The sequence below is a fragment of the Streptomyces sp. NPDC006332 genome, assembly GCF_040612855.1.
Classification (GTDB): domain Bacteria; phylum Actinomycetota; class Actinomycetes; order Streptomycetales; family Streptomycetaceae; genus Streptomyces.
Genome location: NZ_JBEXRA010000131.1, coordinates 1 through 2581, shown reverse-complemented (window position 1 = coordinate 2581; position 2581 = coordinate 1). Strand labels below are relative to the sequence as shown.

At 56.5% G+C, this 2581-nt stretch carries 2 rRNA genes; both read right to left on the bottom strand.

What is annotated here, in order from left to right:
* A 5S ribosomal RNA gene (gene rrf, locus ABZ027_RS43090) occupies positions 1-117 on the bottom strand.
* Between the two features lie 90 nt (positions 118-207).
* A 23S ribosomal RNA gene (locus tag ABZ027_RS43085) occupies positions 208-2581 on the bottom strand; the annotation flags it as partial.

Here is a 2581-nt window from a genome sequence, read left to right as displayed (position 1 = left end):
GTTCGGCGGCGTCCTACTCTCCCACAGGGTCCCCCCTGCAGTACCATCGGCGCTGTAAGGCTTAGCTTCCGGGTTCGAAATGTAACCGGGCGTTTCCCTCACGCTATAACCACCGAAACACTATGAAACTGAACTGCCGCACCACACCGTGGCCTTGGTATGGGGCTGTTCGTGGTTTCAGAACCAACACAGTGGACGCGAGCAACTGAGGACAAGCCCTCGGCCTATTAGTACCGGTCACCTCCACACGTTACCGTGCTTCCAGATCCGGCCTATCAACCCAGTCGTCTACTGGGAGCCTTAACCCCTCAAAGGGGGTGGGAATACTCATCTCGAAGCAGGCTTCCCGCTTAGATGCTTTCAGCGGTTATCCCTCCCGAACGTAGCCAACCAGCCATGCCCTTGGCAGAACAACTGGCACACCAGAGGTTCGTCCGTCCCGGTCCTCTCGTACTAGGGACAGCCCTTCTCAATATTCCTACGCGCGCAGCGGATAGGGACCGAACTGTCTCACGACGTTCTAAACCCAGCTCGCGTACCGCTTTAATGGGCGAACAGCCCAACCCTTGGGACCGACTCCAGCCCCAGGATGCGACGAGCCGACATCGAGGTGCCAAACCATCCCGTCGATATGGACTCTTGGGGAAGATCAGCCTGTTATCCCCGGGGTACCTTTTATCCGTTGAGCGACGGCGCTTCCACAAGCCACCGCCGGATCACTAGTCCCGACTTTCGTCCCTGCTCGACCCGTCGGTCTCACAGTCAAGCTCCCTTGTGCACTTACACTCAACACCTGATTGCCAACCAGGCTGAGGGAACCTTTGGGCGCCTCCGTTACTCTTTAGGAGGCAACCGCCCCAGTTAAACTACCCATCAGACACTGTCCCTGATCCGGATCACGGACCCAGGTTAGACATCCAGCACGACCAGACTGGTATTTCAACGACGACTCCACCTGAACTGGCGTCCAAGCTTCACAGTCTCCCAGCTATCCTACACAAGCCGAACCGAACACCAATATCAAACTGTAGTAAAGGTCCCGGGGTCTTTCCGTCCTGCTGCGCGAAACGAGCATCTTTACTCGTAGTGCAATTTCACCGGGCCTATGGTTGAGACAGTCGAGAAGTCGTTACGCCATTCGTGCAGGTCGGAACTTACCCGACAAGGAATTTCGCTACCTTAGGATGGTTATAGTTACCACCGCCGTTTACTGGCGCTTAAGTTCTCAGCTTCGCCTAGTCGAAACTAGACTAACCGGTCCCCTTAACGTTCCAGCACCGGGCAGGCGTCAGTCCGTATACATCGCCTTACGGCTTCGCACGGACCTGTGTTTTTAGTAAACAGTCGCTTCTCGCTGGTCTCTGCGGCCACACCCAGCTCACCGTGTAAAACGGATCACCAGACATGGCCCCCCTTCTCCCGAAGTTACGGGGGCATTTTGCCGAGTTCCTTAACCATAGTTCACCCGAACGCCTCGGTATTCTCTACCTGACCACCTGAGTCGGTTTAGGGTACGGGCCGCCATGAAACTCGCTAGAGGCTTTTCTCGACAGCATAGGATCATCCACTTCACCACAATCGGCTCGGCATCAGGTCTCAGACTATTGCCAGGCGGATTTACCTACCTGACGTCCTACACCCTTACCCCGGGACAACCACCGCCCGGGATGGACTACCTTCCTGCGTCACCCCATCACTCACCTACTACAAGTCTGGTCCGTCGGCTCCACCACTTTCCATTCCCCGAAGGGTCCGGAACGGCTTCACGGACTTAGCATCGCCTGATTCAATGTTTGACGCTTCACAGCGGGTACCGGAATATCAACCGGTTATCCATCGACTACGCCTGTCGGCCTCGCCTTAGGTCCCGACTTACCCTGGGCAGATCAGCTTGACCCAGGAACCCTTAGTCAATCGGCGCACACGTTTCCCACGTGTGTATCGCTACTCATGCCTGCATTCTCACTCGTGAACCGTCCACCACTCGCTTACGCGGCGGCTTCACCCGGCACACGACGCTCCCCTACCCATCACAGCCGCCGTTGGGCGTATTGCTGCAATGACACGACTTCGGCGGTACGCTTGAGCCCCGCTACATTGTCGGCGCGGAATCACTAGACCAGTGAGCTATTACGCACTCTTTCAAGGGTGGCTGCTTCTAAGCCAACCTCCTGGTTGTCTGTGCGACTCCACATCCTTTCCCACTTAGCGTACGCTTAGGGGCCTTAGTCGATGCTCTGGGCTGTTTCCCTCTCGACCATGGAGCTTATCCCCCACAGTCTCACTGCCGCGCTCTCACTTACCGGCATTCGGAGTTTGGCTAAGGTCAGTAACCCGGTAGGGCCCATCGCCTATCCAGTGCTCTACCTCCGGCAAGAAACACACGACGCTGCACCTAAATGCATTTCGGGGAGAACCAGCTATCACGGAGTTTGATTGGCCTTTCACCCCTAACCACAGGTCATCCCCCAGGTTTTCAACCCTGGTGGGTTCGGTCCTCCACGAAGTCTTACCTCCGCTTCAACCTGCCCATGGCTAGATCACTCCGCTTCGGGTCTTGAGCGTGCTACTGAAACGCCCT